This is a genomic window from Microbacterium sp. NPDC064978, assembly GCF_044543605.1.
In the GTDB taxonomy this organism is placed as follows: Bacteria; Actinomycetota; Actinomycetes; order Actinomycetales; family Microbacteriaceae; genus Microbacterium; species Microbacterium meiriae.
The window spans coordinates 137,235-156,381 of record NZ_JBITWF010000005.1; the positions used below are offsets into that span (position 1 = coordinate 137,235).

The following is a 19,147-nucleotide window of genomic DNA, read 5'->3' on the forward strand; positions in this document are numbered from 1 at the left end:
TCGCCGTCGGCATATCAGGTGTCGCTGCCGGCGATCTCCTGGGCATACGCCGTCATGGATCGGTGGTAGCGCGGCAGGTGCGGGACGAGCGCGAGGATGGCCACCGACAGGCCCTGCGCGGGTCGGCCGGCACTGGCGAGGATGAGGGCGTGCACCACCGCGACCGCGTCGCGATACGGTCCGTCCGCCGCGATCTCCTCCTCGGCGCGGATGACGCGCAGCGCCTCGTCGTAGTCGCCGAGGTTACGCAGCGAGCTCGCGAGCTGGATCACGCACTGCGGGCGATGCTCCTCATCGAGGCCGAGCGCCAGGGCGCGACGGTAGAGCTCCACGGCCTCCGCCGGGCGTCCGGCGGAATCGCGGGCACCGGCGCGCTCGAACTCGGCCCGGGCGTCGTCCGCACCCCGTTCCGCGGCGAGGGCGTCGATGCGCGCGATCGTCTCGTCGCCGACCTCTTCTCCCGAAGCGTCCGCCCACACCTGATCGATGCGGTCGTCCCAGCTCGTCATCCTGTCGTCCTTCCCTCGATGAGAAAGAGGGCGGATGCCGCAGCACCCGCCCTCTTCACTCGACCGTGCCGATCACTCGGCGGTGTCGGCATCCTTCTTGGCCGGAGCCTTCTTCGCAGCCGGCTTCTTGGCGGCGGGCTTCTTCGCCGCGGCGGGCTTCTCGTCCGCGTCGGCGTCCTTCTTGGCGGCCGCCTTCTTGGCCGGAGCCTTCTTCTTCGCGGCGGGCTTCTCCTCAGCCTCGGCGGCCTTCTCGCCCTCGGCCTCGGCCTCGTCGTCGGTCACGACGAAGTCGGAGAGGTCGACGGCCTTGCCGTTGGTGTCCACGACCTTGACCTTGCCCAGTGCGATCGCGAGTGCCTTGTTACGGGCGACCTCGCCGACCAGGGCCGGGAGCTGGTTCGAGGACTGCAGCGCCTCGACGAACTCCTGCGGCGCCATGCCGTACTGCGCGGCGGACTGGATGAGGTACTGCGAGAGCTCCTCCTGCGAGACCTGCACGTCGGCCTGCTCGGCGATCGTGTCGAGCAGCACCTGCGTGCGGAACTGCTTCTCGCTGGCCTCGGTCACCTCGGCGCGGTGCACGTCGTCCTCGAGACGACCCTCGCCCTCGAGGTGGTTGTGCACCTCGTCCTCGATGAGCTGCGGCGGGACCGGGATCTCGATCTGCGCGAGCAGCGTCTCGACGAGCTTGTCGCGGGCGGCGGAGCCCTGCGTGAAGACGCCCTGCTGCTCGACGCGCTCGCGCAGGCTGTCGCGCAGCTCCGCGATGGTGTCGAACTCGCTCGCGATCTGCGCGAACTCGTCGTCGGCCTCGGGAAGCTCACGCTCCTTGACGGCCTTGACGGTGACGGAGACCTCCGCCTCCTTGCCGGCGTGGTCGCCACCGACGAGGGCGGAGCGGAAGGTGGTGTCCTCACCGGCGGTGAGCGACTCGATCGCGTCGTCGATGCCCTCGAGGAGCTCGCCGGAGCCGATCTCGTAGGAGACGCCCTCGGCGCGGTCGATCTCGCTGCCGTCGATCGTCGCGACGAGGTCCAGCTCGACGAAGTCGCCCTTGGCTGCGGGGCGGTCGACGGGGATGAGCGTGCCGAAGCGGGCGCGCATGTTCTCCAGCTCGGCGTCGAGGGCGGCCTCGTCGGCCTCCACGGCGTCGACCTCGAGGGTGATGCCCGCGTAGTCGGGGAGCTCGATCTCCGGGCGCACGTCGACCTCGACGTCGACGAGCAGGTCGCCCGAGAAGTCCTTCTCGTTGGGCCACTGCGTGATCTCGGCCGACGGACGACCGACGATGCGGAGCTTGTGCTCGGCGGTCGCCTCGCGGAAGAACTTGTCCAGGCCCTCGTTGACGGCGTGCTCGATGACGGCGCCGCGGCCGATGCGCTGGTCGATGATCGGAGCCGGCACCTTGCCCTTGCGGAAGCCGGGGATCTGGACGTCCTGCGCGATGTGCTCGTAGGCGTGCGCGATGCTCGGCTTGAGGTCGTCCGGGGTGACCGTGATGGTGAGCTTGACCCGGGTCGGGGTCAGCTTCTCGACGGTGCTGTTCGCCATGCTGGTGTGTTCTCCTTGTGGTTTCCGCGCAGAACGCGGCTGGAAGGTCGTGGGGTCGAGTCGGGGCGACAGGAGTTGAACCTGCGACCTCCCGCTCCCAAAGCGGGCGCTCTACCAAGCTGAGCTACGCCCCGGGGAATCCGCACGCAGATTCAGCCCCATCGAGTCTAACGGACAGGAGCACGCCCGACCGTCCGCTATGATCGATGGAGTCCGGACTCCGGTTCCGGGGGTGTAGCTCAATGGTAGAGTCTCAGTCTTCCAAACTGATTGCGCGGGTTCGATTCCCGTCACCCCCTCCACGTCGTCACCTCGGTCGAATACGCTGACAGGATCAGCTCCCGACCGGAAGGCCTGCCGAGATGAGCGCCTCGTGACCGCCCCTCCGCCGTCGGTTGCCGCGACCGCCACGGGGCTGGCTCCGGGTGGGCATCGTCTCCCGCCCGTCCTCTCCTCCGCGTCCGGCGTCCCCCGGCCGCCGCGCGACCGGCGAAGGCTGAAGGGCATCCTCGCCGGCGCCATCGGCACGGTCGTGGTGTTGACCGGTCTCGGCATCACGCAGCTCGTGGCGAACCAGGGATACGACGAGGCCGCCAGCGGGGTCGAGGACGCCACCCGATCGGTGACCGCCCAGCAGACGGAACTCCGACAGCGGACCGCCGATCTGATCGCGGCGACGGACGCCGGGCATGTCATCATCGACACCGGCGCGCCCGCCCTCGCCGTTCCCGAGGACCTCTGGGCGGCCCTGGACTCCGCCGTGGCGGAGGGCGAGACCACGGGCGGCGAGGCCGAGGACGTCCTCGCGACGCGGCTCCCGGCCGACGAGACGAAACCCGGCTGGTTCTGGGACCTCTTCGCCGCGACGAGCCGTCTCGCCGAGGACCAGAGCACCCTGCGCGACGTCGCCGAGTCGATGGACAGCGCCTCCACGTCCGCCGCCGCGAGCGTGGACGCGGTCCGGACGAACGGCGTGGCCGTGCTCACCACCGCGGCCGAGGCCGCCGGCGCCTTCGAGAGCGCGCATCCGTCGACCCGCAACGCCGCCGTGATCGCTCTGCGCGGAGCCGCCGCGGATGCTCTCGCCGTCACTGAGGTCGACGACGCGGCTGCGGCCGCCTACGTCGCCCTGCAGAAGGCGGCCACCGATGTCGTCGCGGCCGAGGACGCGGAGCTCGCGGAGAAGGCGGGCCCACTGCGGAACGCCCGGCTCGAGATCGAGGCCTTCGCCCGCTCGCTCGCGCCCGGCGTCCTGTTGGAGTTCGACTGGGCACCCGTCGTCAACGGCGCCGGGTACAACGGCAGCATGGGCGGCTACACCACCTGGTGGTGGGACGAGCCGGGACGCGCGGTCATCGAGCTGTCGAACTCGGTCGCGGAGCAGTGGCCCGCAGAGCGCAGCAGGGCACTCGTCGCCCACGAGGTGGGTCATGCGATCAGCGTGAAGTGTCAGGACATGTACGACTCGTCCACGCAGGACAGCATCGAGAAGTGGGCGACGGCCTGGGCCATCAGCATGGGCTTCACGGACGACGCCAACGGCGTATGGGCCTACGGGTATCCCCCGCAGAACTACATCGACGCCGCGGCCGGCTGCCGCTGAGACGGAAGAAGCCGCCGTGATCATCACGGCGGCTTCTCCTCTCGCTCAGTCGGCGGTCACTGACCCCGACGCTCGCGCAGCTGAGTGAGGGCGTCCTCCAGGAGCTGGACGGCCTCTTCGTCCGTCCGGCGCTCCTTCACGTAAGCGAGGTGCGTCTTGTACGGCTCGGCCTTCGCGACGGCGGGAGGGTTCTCCTTGTCGCGCCCGGCCGGGAGACCCGACTGCGGGTGGTCGATGATCTCTGGGATCTCCTCCTCGGGGAGGCCGGCGGCGAAGTAGCGCACCGTCTCGTTGCCGAGGCCGTCCCAGTACGACACCGCGATGCGGTCGGCGTGATAGCCGTGGTCCTGCTCCCCCATGGGACCGGAACCGACACGGGTACCGCGGATCGCGTTTCCACCGGTAGCCATCAGATCACCTCGAACTTCGTGATGAGGCCGAGCGCCACGATGGCGATGAACCACGTGAGCGCCAGGACGACGGTGAAGCGGTTCAGGTTCCGCTCCGCGAGACCGGAGGAGCCGACCGCAGTGGTCATGCCGCCGCCGAACATGTCGGACAGGCCGCCACCGCGACCCTTGTGCAAGAGGATGAGGAGAGTCAGCAGGACGCTGGTGATGCCCAGCACGACTTGCAGGACGAACTCGAGAATTGCCACGGAAAGAGCCTTTCGCTGGGGCCGGAGCGCCCCCGTAACGGTCAAGTATACGGTGCAGCGGGGCCGGAGCCCCGCCGCACTCACACGCCGACGTGCTTCTCGAAACGGATGATCGCCGCGAACTCGTCGACGACGAGGCTCGCGCCGCCGACCAGAGCGCCGTCCACGTCGGGCTCGCGCATGAAGCTGGCGATGTTCGCCGCCTTGACGGAGCCGCCGTACAGGATGCGGGTGCGCGCAGCCGCCTCGTCGCCGAGGACCTTCGCGATCACGCCGCGGAGTGCCGCGCACACGTCCTGCGCCTGCTGCGGCGTGGCCGCCTGACCCGACCCGATGGCCCAGACCGGCTCATACGCGACGACGATGTCGGCCGAGGGCGAGACGCCCTGCAGCGCGGCCTCGAGCTGTCCGGCCGGAACCGCGCTGGCGCCGAACTTCTCCAGGTCCTCCGCCGTCTCACCGACGCAGATCACCGGGGAGAGGCCGTGCTTGAGAGCAGCCTTCACCTTGCCGGCCACGATCTCGTCGGACTCGGCGTGGTACTCGCGACGCTCGGAGTGCCCGATGATGACGTACTTCGCGTCGAGCTTCGCCAGGAACGCGCCGGAGATCTCGCCGGTGTACGCCCCGGAGTCGTGCGCCGAGACGTCCTGCGCACCGAACGCGAACGGGATCTTGTCCGCGTCGATCAGCGTCTGCACGCTGCGGATGTCGGTGAAGGGCGGGAAGACCGCCACCTCCACGGATCCGTCCTCGTGCTTGGCGTCCTTCAGCGTCCAGTGCAGCTTCTGCACGAACGCCACCGCCTGCAGGTGATCCAGGTTCATCTTCCAGTTGCCCGCGATCAGCGGGGTACGGGAGCTCACGCCCATCCGAGGACCTCCAGCCCAGGTAGTTTCTTGCCCTCGAGGAATTCGAGGCTCGCGCCGCCGCCGGTCGAGATGTGCCCGAACTGGTCGTCGGTGAATCCGAGCTGACGGACGGCTGCGGCGGAGTCGCCGCCACCGACCACGCTGAGGCCGTCGACCTCGGTCAGCGCCTGCGCGACCGCCTTCGTCCCTGCGGCGAAGGCCGGGAACTCGAACACGCCCATCGGGCCGTTCCAGAACACGGTCTTCGATCCGCGGATGACCTCGGCGAAGCGCGCCGCGGTGTCCGGCCCGATGTCGAGGCCGATGCCCGACGAACCGAACGCCGTCTCCTCGATCGCGTCCGCGGCGGCGACCTCGTGGTCCGCGTCCGCACCGAAGGACGCGGCGACGACCACGTCGGTGGGGAGCACGAGCTCCACGCCGCGCTCGGCCGCCTCGGCGATGTATCCGCGCACGGTCTCGAGCTGGTCCTCCTCGAGGAGGCTCGACGCGACGGCATGCCCCTGCGCCTTCAGGAAGGTGAAGAGCATGCCGCCGCCGACCAGGATGCGGTCGACCCGCGGGAGCAGGTGCGAGATGACTCCGAGCTTGTCGCTCACCTTGGACCCGCCGAGCACCACCGCGTACGGCCGCTCCGGATTCTCCGTCAAGCGGTCGAGCACGTCGAGCTCGGTCGCGATCAGGAGGCCGGCCGCCGAGGGCAGCAGCTTCGCGAGGTCGTAGACGCTCGCCTGCTTGCGGTGCACGACTCCGAAGCCGTCGGACACGAGCACGTCGCCCAGCTCCGCGAGCTGGGCCGCGAAGGCACCACGCTCTGCCTCGTCCTTCGAGGTCTCCCCCGGGTTGAACCGGAGGTTCTCGATCACGACGACCTGGCCGTTCTCGAGGGACGCCACAGCGTCCTTCGCGGCTTCGCCGACCGTGTCGCCCGCGAAGGCGACCGGTGCGCCGAGCAGCTCGGACAGTCGCTGCGCGACCGGCTCCAGGCTGAACTGCGGATCGGGTGCGCCGTCGGGGCGTCCCAGGTGCGAGCAGACGACGACGCGGGCGCCCGCGTCGATGAGGGTCTTCAGGGTCGGCAGCGAGGCGCGGACACGGCCATCGTCCGTGATGATCCCGTCCCGAAGGGGGACGTTCAGATCACAACGGACGATGACGCGCTTGCCCTCGAGCGAACCCAGTGAGTCCAGGGTGCGCAGAGTCATGTGTCGGAGCTCAGATGCGCTCGGCGACGTACTCGGTCAGGTCGACGAGACGGTTGGAGTAGCCCCACTCGTTGTCGTACCAGCTCGACACCTTGATCAGGTTGCCGCTGACGTTGGTGAGCGTGGAGTCGAAGATCGACGAGTGCGGGTTGTGCACGATGTCGCTCGACACGATCGGGTCCTCGTTGTACTGCAGGTACCCGGCCAGACGACCCTCGGCCGCAGCCTTCTTGTAGGCCTCGTTGACCTCGTCCACCGTCAGGTTCTCGCGGTCCGTGATGAGCGTCAGGTCGACGATCGAGCCCGTGGGAACCGGCACGCGGTAGGACGAGCCGCTGAGCTTGCCGTTCAGCTCGGGCAGCACGAGGCCGATGGCCTTCGCAGCCCCCGTCGAGGCCGGCGTGATGTTGATCGCGGCGGCGCGGGCACGACGGAGGTCCTTGTGCGGGCCGTCCTGCAGGTTCTGGTCCGCGGTGTACGCGTGCGCCGTCATCATGAAGCCGCGGTCGATGCCGAAGGCGTCGTTGAACACCTTGGCCAGCGGCGCGAGGCAGTTCGTGGTGCAGGAGGCGTTGGAGATGATGTGGTCCGTCTCCGGGTTGTACGTCTCCTCGTTCACGCCCATGACGATGGTGCGGTCGTCACCGGTGGCCGGAGCCGAGATGAGGACCTTCTTCGCACCGGCGTCGATGTGCTTGCGCGCGGCGTCGGCGTTGGTGAAGAAGCCGGTCGACTCGATGACGATGTCCACGCCCAGCTCGCCCCACGGGAGGTTGGCGGGGTCGCGCTCTGCGAAAGCCTTGATCTCCTTGCCGTCGACGGTGATGCTGTCGTCGTCGTACGTGATCTCGGCGTCGAGGACGCCGCTGACCGAGTCGTACTTCAGCAGGTGCGCCAGGGTCTTGTTGTCGGTGAGGTCGTTGACCGCGACGATCTCAAGGTCTGCTCCCTGCGCGAGAGCTGCGCGGAAGTAGTTGCGTCCGATGCGGCCGAAGCCGTTGATACCGATCTTGACAGACACTCAGGTCTCCCTGTTTCTCATGCGCCGAGCGCCGCCGTCGAGCGTGCGCCATGCGCGGGTTTTTTGGCTGAGATGGCGCCCCGACGAGCCGTGGGCCCGCCGGGACGCGACCCGATTACGACAGTACCAGCAGGCCGTTCGTCTGCTGACGGGCGACCTCGAGGCGCTGGGCGACGTTCTCCCAGTTGGCGATGTTCCACGCGGCCTTGACGTAGTCGGCCTTCACGTTGAGGTAGTCGAGGTAGAAGGCGTGCTCCCACATGTCCAGCTGGAACAGCGGGATGGTGCCCTGCGCGGTGTTCGACTGCTGGTCGAACAGCTGCTGGATGATCAGGCGCGAGCCGATCGAGTCCCAGCTCAGCACTGCCCAGCCGGAACCCTGGATGCCGGTGGCGGCGGCGGTGAAGTGCGCCTGGAACTTCTCGAAGGAGCCGAAGTACTCGTCGATGGCGGCCTTGAGCTCGCCCTCGGGCTGGCCGCCGCCGTTCGGCGAGAGGTTGGTCCAGAAGATCGAGTGGTTGACGTGCCCGCCGAGGTTGAAGGCGAGGTCCTTCTCGAGCTTGTTCACGTTCGCGAGGTTGCCGCTCTCACGGGCCTCGGCGAGCTGCTCCAGGGCCGTGTTGGCGCCCGCGACGTAGGTCGCGTGGTGCTTGTCGTGATGCAGCTCCATGATCTTGCCGCTGATGTGCGGCTCGAGAGCGGCGAAGTCGTAGGGAAGGTCGGGGAGCGTGTAGGTTGCCATATCGCATTCATCCAATCCGCGCCGCGCCGCGGCGCTTGCCGATGCTCCGCGTCGCCGATGTGCGACGGAGAGCGGACGACTTTCATCCTACTGACGACAACGCACCGGGTGTCCGGATCCTTCCGGGGGTTGACACGCGTGTGCGCGTCGACCGGTCAGACGTCGAGGCCCGCGGGGACGGCGGCCTCGGTCCCCGGGATGCCCTCCTGCTGCGCGCGCTTGTCGGCCATCGCCAGCAGGCGGCGGATGCGGCCGGCCACGGCGTCCTTCGTGAGCGGAGGGTCGGCGTGGTGGCCGAGCTCGTCGAGGCTGGCGTCGCGGTGCGCGAGGCGGAGCTCGCCGGCCACGCGGAGGTGATCGGGCACCTCATCCGCCAGGATCTCGAGGGCGCGCTCGACCCGAGCGCATGCCGCCACGGCGGCCTGCGCGGAACGGCGGAGGTTCGCGTCATCGAAGTTGACGAGACGGTTCACACCGGCGCGCACCTCACGGCGCTGCCGCAGCTCCTCCCACGCGAGAGCGGTGCGCTGGGCACCCATCTCGCTGAGGATGGTGCGGATGGCCTCCCCCTCGCGCACGACGACGCGAGGAAGCCCGCGGACCTCACGCGCCTTCGCGGCGACACCGAGGCGGTGAGCCGCGCCCACGAGTGCCATGGCCGCCTCGGACGACGGGCAGGCGACCTCGAGCATGGCGGAGCGGCCCGGCTCGCTGAGCGAGCCGGCGGCGAGGAAGGCACCGCGCCAGAGTCCGGCGACCTCGGCGCGGGAACCCGTGGTGAGGCGGTTCGGGAGCCCGCGGACCGGGCGGCGTCGCTGGTCGAGAAGCCCCGTCTGGCGGGCCAGCGTCTCCCCCTGTGCGATGACGCGGACGGCCCACCGGGCGCCGTCGTTGGCGGTGCTCGACTGCACCTGGGCGATCTCCGGACGGACGCCGTAGATCTCGGCGAGGTCTCGGGCCACACGACGGGCGAGGGTCTCGGCATCCACCTCCGCCTCCACCGCCACCCGGCCGGCGATGGAGTGCAGGCCACCGGCGAACCGGAGGATGGCCGTCACCTCAGCGACGCGCACCGTGGGGGGTGCATTGCGGATGCTGACGAGCTCAGCCTTGACGTCGGTGGTTAGTGCCACGAGACTCCTTCACGTTCACGCGCCGGGTCGCGACGCAAACCTCCAGCTTACTCGGTCGGGGGCCTATTCCCTGCCGAGGTCACGGTGGCGGACGTTGACCGCGACGCCCGGGATTCCCGCAAGTCGGCGGGCGAGCTCCTCGGACATGGCGACCGAACGGTGCTTGCCGCCCGTGCACCCGATGGCGATCGTGGAGTGGCTCTTGTTCTCGCGCTGATACCCCTCGAGGACCGGCACGAGAGCCTTCGCGTAGGCGTCGAGGAACTCCTCCGCGCCGTCGCGGGAGAGCACGTACTCCCGCACCGTCTCATCCTGTCCGGTGAGGCCGCGCAGGTCTTCATTCCAGTACGGATTCGGCAGGAAGCGCATGTCCGCCACGACGTCCACATCGGTGGGAAGCCCGTATTTGAAACCGAAGCTGAGAAGCGTGACGCGGTGCCGGGCCTCGCCCTCCTCCGAGAAGATGTCGGACACCTTCGTCGCCAGCTGGTGGATGTTCAACGCCGTCGTGTCGATCACGAGGTCTGCCGCCTCGCGGATCGGCGCCAGCCGGGTGCGCTCGATGCGGATGCCGTCGAGAAGCGTCCCGTCGCCCTGCAGGGGGTGCGGACGACGCACCGCCTCGAAGCGTCGGACGAGCACGTCGTCGGAGGCGTCGAGGAAGAGCACGCGGATCGATCCACGGGTGCGCAGCACTCGCGCCACGCCGGGGAAGTCGTCGAAGAGGTTGCGACCGCGGACATCGACGACCGCGGCGACCTTCGGCAGCGAATCGCCGCCCATGCCGGTGAGGTCGAGCAGCGGTCGGAGGATCTGCGGCGGCAGGTTGTCCACGACGTACCAGCCGAGGTCCTCCAGCGCGTTCGCGACCGTGGTGCGACCGGCGCCGGACATCCCGGTGACGATGAGGAACTCGCCCTTCTCCCCGTCAGACATCACTCACTGCTCCTTCTCCCCCTCGGCCTCCCAGCCTAGCGAGTGGACAGGTGCGTATGGATGTTCTGAGCCAGCACCGGGCCGATCCCCTGGACCTCCTGGATCTGGTGGGGTTCGGCGGCGCGCAGCGCGGTGACCGAGCCGAAGTGCTTGAGGAGGACCTTGATCCGTGAGGCCCCGAGACCGGGGACCTCGGCGAGCACCGTCGTGATGTCTTTCTTGCGCTTCTTCCGCTGATGGACGATGGCGAAGCGGTGGGCCTCGTCACGAAGCCGCTGAAGCAGGTAGAGCGATTCGCTGGTCCGCGGAAGGATGACGGGGAAGTCGTCGCCGGGGAGCCAGATCTCCTCCAGGCGCTTGGCGATGCCGCACACGGCGATCTCGGTGTGCCCGGCGTCGCGGAGGGCCCGAGCGGCGGCCTCGACCTGGGGCTGCCCGCCGTCCACGAGCAGCAGCTGCGGCGGATAGGCGAAGCGAGGCTTGCGGCGCACCCCCGCCTCGCCGACGTCTTCCGCGACCACCTCGTCGGTGGTGGGATCGACGGTCTCCTGCTCCTCCGGGCGGTCGAGGTAGGCGAGCCGACGACGCAGCACCTGGTACATGGAGTCGGTGTCGTCGGTCGTCTCCGCGATGTTGAAGGTGCGGTACTGGTCCTTCCGCGGAAGACCATCTTCGAACACGACCATGGACGCCACGACATTCGTGCCGCCGAGGTGCGAGATGTCGAAGCACTCGATCCGGAGCGGCGCCTCCTCCATACCCAGCGCCTCCTGCAGATCGGTGAGCGCCTGGGTACGGGCGACGTAGTCGCTGGTACGCCGGGTCTTGTGCCGGATCAGCGCCTGCTGGGCGTTCAGCGTGGCCGTGCGCATGAGATCAGCACGCTGACCACGATGCGCCACCGCGATCTCGACCTTCCGGCCTCGGCGTTCCCGCAGCCACACCTCGAGCTCGGACGCATCGTCGGGGAGCACGGGCACCAGGATGCGACGCGGCACGTCCTGAGCTTCCCCGTACGCCTGCTGGAGAACCTGCTCCACGAGCTCTCCGCCCGTGATGTCGATCTCCTTCTCGATCGTCAGAGCACGCACGCCGCGGACACGACCTCCGCGGATGACGAAATGCTGCACGGCGGCCGCGAGTTCGTCCTCGGCGATACCGAACAGGTCCGCGTCCTCGTCCGCGGGCAGCACGAGAGCGCTCTTGCCGAGCACGGCCTCGATCGCCGAGAGCTTGTCGCGGTACTTCGCCGCCGCCTCGTAGTCCATGGCGGCCGACGCGGCGAGCATGCGCTGGGTGAGTTCCCGGGTGAACCGCTCGTCGCCACCCGCCATGAAGGCGACGAAGTCGTCGACCATGGCCCGGTGCTCCTCGATCGACACCGTCATCGAACACGGCCCGCCGCACTTGCCGATCTGCCCCGGGAAGCACGGGCGTCCCGTCTGCATCGCCCGCTTGTAGCTCGCGTCGCTGCACGTGCGGATCGGGAACGCCTTGATCATCAGGTCGATGGTCTCGTGCACCGCCCAGACCTTCGGGTACGGTCCGAAGTAGCGGGCGCCGGGGATCTTCCTGTTCCGGGTCACGAGCACGCGCGGCGCCTCGTCCCCCAGCGTCACGGCCATGAACGGGTACGACTTGTCGTCCCGGTACTTGACGTTGAACGGCGGATCGAACTCCTTGATCCACATGTACTCGAGCTGCAGCGAGTCGACGTCCGTGGGCACGACCGTCCACTCCACCGACGCCGCCGTCGTCACCATCCGGCGCGTGCGCTCGTGCAGCGTCCGCAGCGGAGCGAAGTAGTTCGACAGCCGCTGACGGAGGTTCTTCGCCTTGCCGACGTACAGCACGCGGCCGTTGGCGTCACGGAACCGGTACACCCCGGGGTCGGTCGGTATCTCGCCGGCCCGGGGTTTGTACGGCAGGACGTCGGCCATCAGCTGGCCTTCCGCGCAGAGCGCCCCTCACCCAGGATCTCGGCAAGGAACTGGCCGGTGTGGCTCTCCTCGACCCGCGCGATCTGCTCCGGCGTGCCGGTGGCGAGGATCGTGCCGCCGCCGGAGCCGCCCTCGGGACCGAGGTCGATCACCCAGTCGGCCGACTTGATCACGTCGAGGTTGTGCTCGATCACGATGACCGTGTTGCCCTTGTCGACCAGACCGTTAAGCACCTCGAGGAGCTTGCGCACGTCTTCGAAGTGCAGACCCGTCGTCGGCTCGTCGAGCACGTAGATGCTCCGACCGTTGCTGCGGCGCTGGAGCTCGGTCGCGAGCTTCACGCGCTGCGCCTCACCGCCGGAGAGCGTGGTCGCCGACTGCCCGAGGCGGACATATCCCAGCCCCACATCGACCAGGGTCTTCATGTAGCGGTGGATGGCCTGGATCGGCTCGAAGAACTCGGCCGCCTCCTCGATCGGCATCTCCAGCACCTCGGCGATGTTCTTGCCCTTGTAGTGCACAGCAAGGGTGTCGCGGTTGTACCTCTTGCCGTGACACACCTCGCAGTCCACGTACACGTCCGGGAGGAAGTTCATCTCGATCTTGATCGTGCCGTCACCGGAGCAGGCCTCACAGCGTCCGCCCTTGACGTTGAAGCTGAAGCGCCCGGGCTGGTAGCCGCGGACCTTCGCCTCGGGCGTCTCGCTGAAGAGCGTGCGGATGCGATCGAAGACGCCGGTGTAGGTCGCCGGGTTAGATCGCGGGGTGCGGCCGATCGGCGCCTGGTCGACGTGCACGACCTTGTCGAGGTTGTCGAGCCCGGTCACGCGCGTGTGCTTGCCCGGCACCGTCCGCGCCCCGTTGAGTCGCGAGGCGAGCACCTGGTACAGGATGTCGTTCACGAGGGACGACTTCCCGGATCCGCTGACGCCCGTGACCGCCGTGAGCACGCCGAGCGGGAAGTCGGCCGTGACGTTGCGGAGGTTGTTGGCGCGCGCGCCCACGACGCTCAGCATGCGCTTCTTGTCGATCTTCCGGCGCTTCGCCGGCATCGGGATCTCCCGACGGCCGGAGAGGTAGTCGCCGGTCATGGAGTCGGTGTCGGCGAGCAGCGCGGAGTAGGGCCCGGAGTGGACCACGGCGCCGCCGTTCACGCCGGCGCCCGGACCGATGTCGACCACCCAGTCCGCCGCCTCGATCGTCTCCTCGTCGTGCTCGACGACGATCAGGGTGTTCCCCAGGTCGCGCAGAGTGAGCAGTGTCTCGATGAGTCGACGGTTGTCGCGCTGATGAAGGCCGATGGAGGGCTCGTCCAGCACGTAGAGCACCCCGGTCAGGCCGGAGCCGATCTGCGTCGCGAGCCGGATGCGCTGCGCCTCACCACCCGACAGGGAGCCTGCGGAGCGGCTCAGGTTGAGGTACGACAGCCCCACCTGGAGGAGGAAGTCGAGACGCAGGCGGATCTCACGGAGCACCTGGGCGGCGATCTTGGCCTCGCGCTCGGTGAGCTGCAGCTTCTCCATGAACGCCCGGGCGTCGGCGAGACTGAGGTGCGAGACCTCGGCGATGGAGTGACCGTGCACCTGCACGGCCAGCACCTCGGGCTTCAGCCGGTCGCCGTTGCACACGGGGCACGGGACCTCGCGGAGGTACTCGCCCCACCGGCTGCGCTGCGTGTCGGACTCGGCCTGCAGGTACTGCCGCTCGATGTACGGCACCACGCCCTCGAAGCCGGAGGCATAGCGCATCTCACGGCCGTAGCGGTTCTTCCACTTGACGGTGACCTTGTAGTTCTCTCCGCGCAGCACGGCTTCCTTGACGTCGGAGTGCAGGTCGCGCCACGGGGTGTCGAGGGAGAAGTCGAGGTCGCGGGAGAGCCCTTCGAGCAGCCGCTCGTAGTACTGGAAGAGGCCCTTGCCCTGTGTGGTCCAGGGGATGATGACGCCCTCGCGGATCGAGAGGTCTTCGTCGCCGAGCATCAGGTCCACGTCGACGGACATGCGGGTGCCGAGGCCCGAGCAGGCGGGGCAGGCGCCGAACGGCGCGTTGAAGGAGAACGTGCGCGGCTCGATCTCGGTGAGGGTGAGCGCGTGGCCGTTGGGGCACGCGAGCTTCTCCGAGAAGGTCTGCCAGGCGTCGTCGCCCTCGCCGTCGACGTAGTTGATCTGCACCACACCACCGGCGAGTCCGAGAGCGGTCTCCACCGAGTCGGTCACGCGTCCGAGGATGTCCGGCGAGGCGACGAGGCGGTCGACGACCACGGCGATGTCGTGCTTGTAGCTCTTCTTGAGCGTCGGCGGCTCGGCCAGCTGGATGAGCTCGCCGTCGACGATGGCGCGGGAGTAGCCCTTCGCTCCCAGTTCACGGAAGAGGTCGACGAACTCGCCCTTCTTCTGCGAGACGATCGGCGCGACGACCTGGTAGCGGGTGCGCTCCGGCAGCTCCATGAGCTGGTCGGCGATCTGCTGGACGGTCTGACGCTGGATCTTCTCCCCGCACACCGGACAGTGCGGAACGCCGATGCGCGCCCAGAGCAGACGCATGTAGTCGTAGATCTCGGTGATCGTGCCGACCGTCGACCGAGGGTTGCGGTTCGTCGACTTCTGATCGATCGACACCGCCGGGCTCAGCCCCTCGATGAAATCGACGTCCGGCCGGTCGACCTGGCCGAGGAACTGTCGCGCGTAGGCGCTCAGCGACTCGACGTACCGACGCTGCCCCTCGGCGAAGATCGTGTCGAAGGCGAGGCTGGACTTCCCCGATCCGGAGAGGCCGGTGAAGACCACCAGAGAGTCGCGGGGGATGTCGATGTCGACGTTCTTGAGATTGTGTACGCGGGCGCCGCGGACACTGAGTTTTCCTGGGGAAGCAACGGGGACGATGGGCACCGAACAAGTCTACGAGGGGCCACGGACATCGGCTCCGAGAACGCCGTACGCGCCTGGTGCGGACGCCGCCGCGCCCGCCCGTCTCGCCGCACGGAGGGCGACCAGGATCCCGCCGAGCAGCGCCGCCGCGGCGAACGGAGCCAGGATCACGACCTCGGGGGTGTCCGGCCGCTCGGCGAGCAGCCAGACGCCGAACGCCAGCGGCTGCGCGATCAGCTGAACGGCGAGGAAGCGGCCGGCACTCGGAAGCAGGACGGACAGGGCCACGCGCGAGGAGAGCGGCACCACGAGGCTCAGCGACGCGCAGACATGCAGGGCGTGCACGAACAGCAGAGCCAGCGCGGTCCGGGAGGGATCCGGTTCCGAGAGGATCACGCCGAACGGGAGGCAGGCCAGCGCCACCCAGGCGGCGAGACTGCGGGGGATCGCGACGGCGACGGCAGCGGCGAGCACCGCGATGCCCTGCCACAGCGGGAAGGGGATCAGGAGCAGTGCTCCCCCGGCGGCCAGGGCGACCACTGCCAGCCGGAGGACGGCCCCCGGGACCGCGACACCGGCGCGGAAAGAGCGGACGGCGCGAGTCATCGGCGCCCCGTCCCGCGACGCGCAAGACGGCGGGCGGCACGGCGCATCGCGGCATCGACACCACCGGACCACGGCACCACCTCGATGCCGGCATGTCTCAGCTCGGCCAGGACGTCGGTGCGCTCGGCGAGCAGAGTGCGCAGGGCGATCCGCTGCTCGCGACTGAGGCGGCTCTCCTCGGGAGTCGGAAGCACATCGACGGCGATGACGGCGTGGCCGGCGGCGCGCCAGCTGGTCGCCATCCGTGCCGCCACCCCGTCGACGAACGTCGAGAGCACGAAGACGATCGACCCTGGCGGCACGGCCGGGGACCGCCGATAGGACGGATCGGTGCCGATGCCGGTCGCGGCGATCGCGCGGCGCACACGGGCGAGGTGCCGGGCGCCACCGCCGGAGGGCAGCGAGAGGCCGTCCGGAGAGAGCGCGTGATAGGCCACGCGGTCGCCCACGCCGATCGCCGCGGTGGCGATGGCGAGGGCCGTTTCCCGCGCGAGATCGAGTGAGGTCACTCCGGAGCGATCGGGATCGCCGCTCCCCCACGCGGCCACGGCGGCGCCGAGATCTTCGGCGGTGTCGATCGCGAGCACGACCGACGAGTCGCTCAGCGCGTCGTCCCTCCGCACCAGGAGATCTCCTGGTCGACGTGCGGCGCGGGCGGTCGCGCGCCAGTCGACCCGACGGAGCTCGTCTCCGGGGACGAAGGGCTGGATATCCCGGAAGTCGCCACCCTGCCCCGGGCGGGAACCCGGATGCGACCCGTGCAGTCCGGTGAGCCGCGGCGCCACCGGGAGGCTGCCGATCCGCACCGCGCGCGGCGGCGCGTTCCAGGCGAGCGCCGTCCGAGGGACGATATCGGAGACCCACGCGCCGTCGAGACTCGACCCCCGCAGGGTCACGGCGAGCGGCTCACTCGGACCCGAATGCTGCAGCACGCCGCGCGCCGTGAGACAGGCCGTTCCCGGTCGGACATCCACGAGACCGGTTCGCCGCCCGTCCTGATCCACGGCGATCTGCACCGCATCCGCCGCCAGCACCACATCCGCGGCGGTCTGCACTTCCGGGCGATCGACGCTGCCGACGGCGTGCGCGCGCAGAGCGATTCTCGCTTCTCCGGGGCTCGGGCGGCGGAGGAGCGCCCACGCGGCGGCCAGCGCCAGCGGCAGGCCGATGGCGACGATATCCGGACGGGAGAAGGCGAGCCCCACCGCGGCGATGATCGCCGCGCCGCCGATGCCGAGAGCGATGACCGGCGTCCGCCGCCAGGCGACCGCGGTCGCCGTCTGCACCGCCGCCTCGTCCGTCACGGGGCCGCCGCGACGGTCGGAGGCACGGCCGTCCGCGCCAGGGCCGCGTCGACGACCGTCCGCGGGTCCACTCCCTGTGCCCAGGCCTGCGGCGTCAGGGTCAATCGATGCGCGAGGACCGGCACCGCGACGCGCTTGAGGTCGTCCGGCCGTACATATGCCCGCCCGTCCAGCGCGGCGAGCGCGCGTCCGAGGAGGACGAGCGCCTGCGAACCACGCGGGGAGGCGCCGACGGCCACCGTCGCCGCCTCGCGTGTCGCCCGCGTGAGCTCGACACCGTATCGCACGACATCGCGGTCGACGTGGATGCCCTCGACCGCTGCTTGGATCCGCCGCAGGCCGTCGGCGTCCACCACGGGCTCGACCTCGACATCCGGGCTCTGCCGCTCCACACGGTCGAGGATGATCCGCGCTTCCTCCTCCGGCTGCGGGTACCCCACCGCGAGCCGCACCATGAAGCGATCGAGCTGCGCCTCCGGCAACGCGTACGTCCCCTCGTACTCGATCGGGTTCGATGTGGCGATCACGTGGAACGGACGCGGGAGCGGAAACCTGTTGCCCTCCACCGTCACCTGGTGCTCGGCCATCGCCTCGAGCATCGCCGACTGTGTCTTCGGCGTCGTCCGGTTGATCTCGTCCGCAAGCAGCAGTCCCGTGAAGATCGGACCGGGGCGGAAGGCGAAGTCCCCGGTGGAAGGCGCGTAGACGTAGGAACCGGTGACATCGCCCGGCAACATGTCGGGTGTGCACTGCAGCCGACGGAAGTCCAGCCCGAGCGCACCCGCGAGGCTGCGCGCGGCGAGCGTCTTGCCGAGGCCGGGAACGTCCTCGAAGAGCACGTGGCCGCCCGCCAGGATCGCGGCCAGCGCGATCGTCAGGGGCTCGTCCATCCCGACGACGGCCGTCTTGACGCCCGCGAGCACGCGGCGTCCGACATCGGCGATCTGCGTGGTTTCGTCGGTGGTCATGTTGTCTCCTCCGTGTCGATGGGGATGCGGTCGAGGGCGTCGAGGACGCGCTCGATGTCCACGCGTTGCACTTCTCGCGCATGCAGGGAGGCGCGGACACCGTCTCCCAGCACCGCGTCGATACGCGGGTGGTCCTGAGGGTCATCGAGGTCGAGGTCGAGATGCGCGAGGCGCCGACGGACCACGCCCTGCACGCGTCGGACGACGACATGGCCCGCGACGCCGGTGCGGGTGTTGATCGCCCACGCCAACCGCGACACGTCCGAGCCACGGCCCTCCACTCGGGGCGCCTCCGGCGGCCACACGACCACCTCGTCGACGAAGGCCTGGCGGGTGGCCGCGACGATCGCGAGCAGGATGAGGGTCCATGCGACGGCGAAGGGGGCGGGCACTCCGAAGGTGAGCATCACGACGAGAAGACCAGCGGCGATGAGGGCGCTGAGGAGAGCCAGGACGATCCTCCCTCTCATCGCCACCCCGCCTTGATGCCGCGAAGCGCGTCGGCGGCGCTCAGCCGGTCGCCTTCGTCTGCGATCAGCCCGCCGAAGCGCACCCGCTCATAGAGGCGTTGCAGGACCGCGAGGTCCGCGGCGATGCCGTGGCGCCCGCCGATCACCCGGGCGGTGAATTCTGCCGGCGTCTCCGTCGGAGCGCGCCCCTGACCGGCGTCGGCGGCGGATTCCTCCAAGCCGATCCACGCCGCGACGATCGCGTCACCGGGTACTGGTCGTTCGCTGACCGTGCGAAGCGCATCGGAGACCCCGCGGCGGATGGTCACCTCGTCAGGGAGGATATCCGGCGACGTGGGGCTGGCACCCGGCCCGGCAGCCGCGGCATCGCGGCGTGCGAGCGGACGGTCCCGCCACAGCCGCACGAGGAATCGGATGAGCTGGCGAACGACCACGACGACGAGCGCGAGGACGGCCAGCCCCAGCACGAGACCGAAGACCATGCCGAGCACCTGCGCGAGAACCGGATCCCCCCATGATTCCGGAGGCAGCGGTGTCTCCGTCGCCGTCGGGGCGGGGAGCACGACGTTCTCCTGGGGCGGCGATGTGCTCTCGGCCTCCGTCGACGCGAACTGCGGGGTGCCCTGCACGGCCGCGGCGAACATGAGGAGACCGAACAGTCCGGCGGCGGCGGCGAGGCCGAGGAGCATCGGCGGCCCCGGTCGACGCACACGCTCCGGCGCGGGGACCGGAGGCTCGGGGCGCGACATGCCTCCCACCCTA

General features: G+C 69.5%; 18 protein-coding genes and 2 tRNA genes. 2 read left to right on the forward strand and 18 right to left on the reverse strand.

The window, feature by feature from the left end; genetic code table 11:
* Positions 1-14: 14 nt before the first annotated feature.
* The 3 genes from ACIGJI_RS16155 to ACIGJI_RS16165 all read right to left on the reverse strand — a co-directional run bounded on the left by ACIGJI_RS16155 (position 15) and on the right by ACIGJI_RS16165 (position 2,194).
* Complete coding sequence (locus ACIGJI_RS16155; RefSeq protein WP_187661739.1) at positions 15-509, reverse strand: tetratricopeptide repeat protein; 495 nt, start codon at positions 507-509, stop codon at positions 15-17.
* A 72-nt stretch (positions 510-581) separates the two neighbouring features.
* On the reverse strand, positions 582-2,060 hold the full coding sequence (gene tig / locus ACIGJI_RS16160; RefSeq protein WP_363447306.1) for a trigger factor: 1,479 nt from the start codon (positions 2,058-2,060) through the stop codon (positions 582-584).
* Positions 2,061-2,120: 60 nt separating this feature from the next.
* Positions 2,121-2,194, reverse strand: a tRNA-Pro gene (locus tag ACIGJI_RS16165).
* Positions 2,195-2,288: 94 nt separating this feature from the next.
* Between ACIGJI_RS16165 and ACIGJI_RS16170 the strand changes: the two genes are divergently transcribed.
* Together ACIGJI_RS16170 and ACIGJI_RS16175 are read left to right on the forward strand one after the other, a co-directional pair.
* Positions 2,289-2,362, forward strand: a tRNA-Gly gene (locus ACIGJI_RS16170).
* A gap of 71 nt (positions 2,363-2,433) precedes the next feature.
* The gene (locus ACIGJI_RS16175; protein ID WP_363447307.1) at positions 2,434-3,663 is read left to right on the forward strand and encodes a hypothetical protein; all 1,230 of its coding nucleotides are present in this window, start codon (positions 2,434-2,436) and stop codon (positions 3,661-3,663) included.
* 56 nt (positions 3,664-3,719) lie between these two features.
* On the opposite strand, the gene ACIGJI_RS16180 is transcribed toward ACIGJI_RS16175, so the two are convergent.
* The 15 genes from ACIGJI_RS16180 to ACIGJI_RS16250 all read right to left on the reverse strand — a co-directional run bounded on the left by ACIGJI_RS16180 (position 3,720) and on the right by ACIGJI_RS16250 (position 19,134).
* Entirely contained in the window at positions 3,720-4,073 is a 354-nt protein-coding gene (locus ACIGJI_RS16180) for an RNA polymerase-binding protein RbpA (protein WP_025105022.1), read from the reverse strand.
* Positions 4,073-4,321 (reverse strand): preprotein translocase subunit SecG, encoded by a 249-nt coding sequence (gene secG / locus ACIGJI_RS16185; protein WP_025105023.1) that lies wholly within the window; start codon positions 4,319-4,321, stop codon positions 4,073-4,075. The genes ACIGJI_RS16180 and secG overlap by 1 nt, the downstream gene beginning before the upstream one ends.
* A gap of 80 nt (positions 4,322-4,401) precedes the next feature.
* Positions 4,402-5,193 (reverse strand): triose-phosphate isomerase, encoded by a 792-nt coding sequence (gene tpiA / locus ACIGJI_RS16190; RefSeq protein ID WP_025105024.1) that lies wholly within the window; start codon positions 5,191-5,193, stop codon positions 4,402-4,404.
* Positions 5,184-6,398, reverse strand: coding sequence for a phosphoglycerate kinase (locus ACIGJI_RS16195; RefSeq protein ID WP_292796407.1), 1,215 nt, complete (start codon positions 6,396-6,398; stop codon positions 5,184-5,186). The genes tpiA and ACIGJI_RS16195 overlap by 10 nt, the downstream gene beginning before the upstream one ends.
* A gap of 10 nt (positions 6,399-6,408) precedes the next feature.
* Entirely contained in the window at positions 6,409-7,419 is a 1,011-nt protein-coding gene (gene gap / locus ACIGJI_RS16200; RefSeq protein ID WP_025105026.1) for a type I glyceraldehyde-3-phosphate dehydrogenase, read from the reverse strand.
* Positions 7,420-7,534: 115 nt separating this feature from the next.
* Entirely contained in the window at positions 7,535-8,161 is a 627-nt protein-coding gene (locus ACIGJI_RS16205) for a superoxide dismutase (RefSeq protein ID WP_025105027.1), read from the reverse strand.
* Positions 8,162-8,316: 155 nt separating this feature from the next.
* Positions 8,317-9,294 carry a DNA-binding protein WhiA gene (gene whiA, locus ACIGJI_RS16210; protein ID WP_187661744.1) on the reverse strand — a complete coding sequence of 326 codons (978 nt, stop codon included), beginning with the start codon at positions 9,292-9,294 and terminating at the stop codon, positions 8,317-8,319.
* A gap of 63 nt (positions 9,295-9,357) precedes the next feature.
* Positions 9,358-10,230: an RNase adapter RapZ gene (gene rapZ / locus ACIGJI_RS16215; RefSeq protein ID WP_187661745.1), complete on the reverse strand. Its 873-nt coding sequence runs from the start codon at positions 10,228-10,230 to the stop codon at positions 9,358-9,360.
* 35 nt (positions 10,231-10,265) lie between these two features.
* Positions 10,266-12,170: an excinuclease ABC subunit UvrC gene (gene uvrC, locus ACIGJI_RS16220; protein WP_363447308.1), complete on the reverse strand. Its 1,905-nt coding sequence runs from the start codon at positions 12,168-12,170 to the stop codon at positions 10,266-10,268.
* Positions 12,170-15,058, reverse strand: a complete 2,889-nt coding sequence (gene uvrA / locus ACIGJI_RS16225) for an excinuclease ABC subunit UvrA (RefSeq protein ID WP_187661747.1) — start codon at positions 15,056-15,058, stop codon at positions 12,170-12,172. Before uvrA ends, uvrC begins: the two co-directional genes overlap by 1 nt.
* Before the next feature lie 9 nt (positions 15,059-15,067).
* A complete protein-coding gene (locus ACIGJI_RS16230) occupies positions 15,068-15,643 on the reverse strand; it encodes a hypothetical protein (RefSeq protein WP_187661748.1) in 576 nt (191 codons plus the stop codon).
* The gene (locus ACIGJI_RS16235; protein ID WP_363447310.1) at positions 15,640-16,947 is read right to left on the reverse strand and encodes a DUF58 domain-containing protein; all 1,308 of its coding nucleotides are present in this window, start codon (positions 16,945-16,947) and stop codon (positions 15,640-15,642) included. Before ACIGJI_RS16235 ends, ACIGJI_RS16230 begins: the two co-directional genes overlap by 4 nt.
* Positions 16,944-17,915 carry a MoxR family ATPase gene (locus ACIGJI_RS16240; protein WP_363447312.1) on the reverse strand — a complete coding sequence of 324 codons (972 nt, stop codon included), beginning with the start codon at positions 17,913-17,915 and terminating at the stop codon, positions 16,944-16,946. The genes ACIGJI_RS16235 and ACIGJI_RS16240 overlap by 4 nt, the downstream gene beginning before the upstream one ends.
* Positions 17,912-18,385 (reverse strand): hypothetical protein, encoded by a 474-nt coding sequence (locus tag ACIGJI_RS16245; RefSeq protein WP_363447314.1) that lies wholly within the window; start codon positions 18,383-18,385, stop codon positions 17,912-17,914. The genes ACIGJI_RS16240 and ACIGJI_RS16245 overlap by 4 nt, the downstream gene beginning before the upstream one ends.
* Positions 18,382-19,134 carry a DUF4129 domain-containing protein gene (locus ACIGJI_RS16250; protein WP_363447316.1) on the reverse strand — a complete coding sequence of 251 codons (753 nt, stop codon included), beginning with the start codon at positions 19,132-19,134 and terminating at the stop codon, positions 18,382-18,384. The genes ACIGJI_RS16245 and ACIGJI_RS16250 overlap by 4 nt, the downstream gene beginning before the upstream one ends.
* Positions 19,135-19,147: the final 13 nt, after the last annotated feature.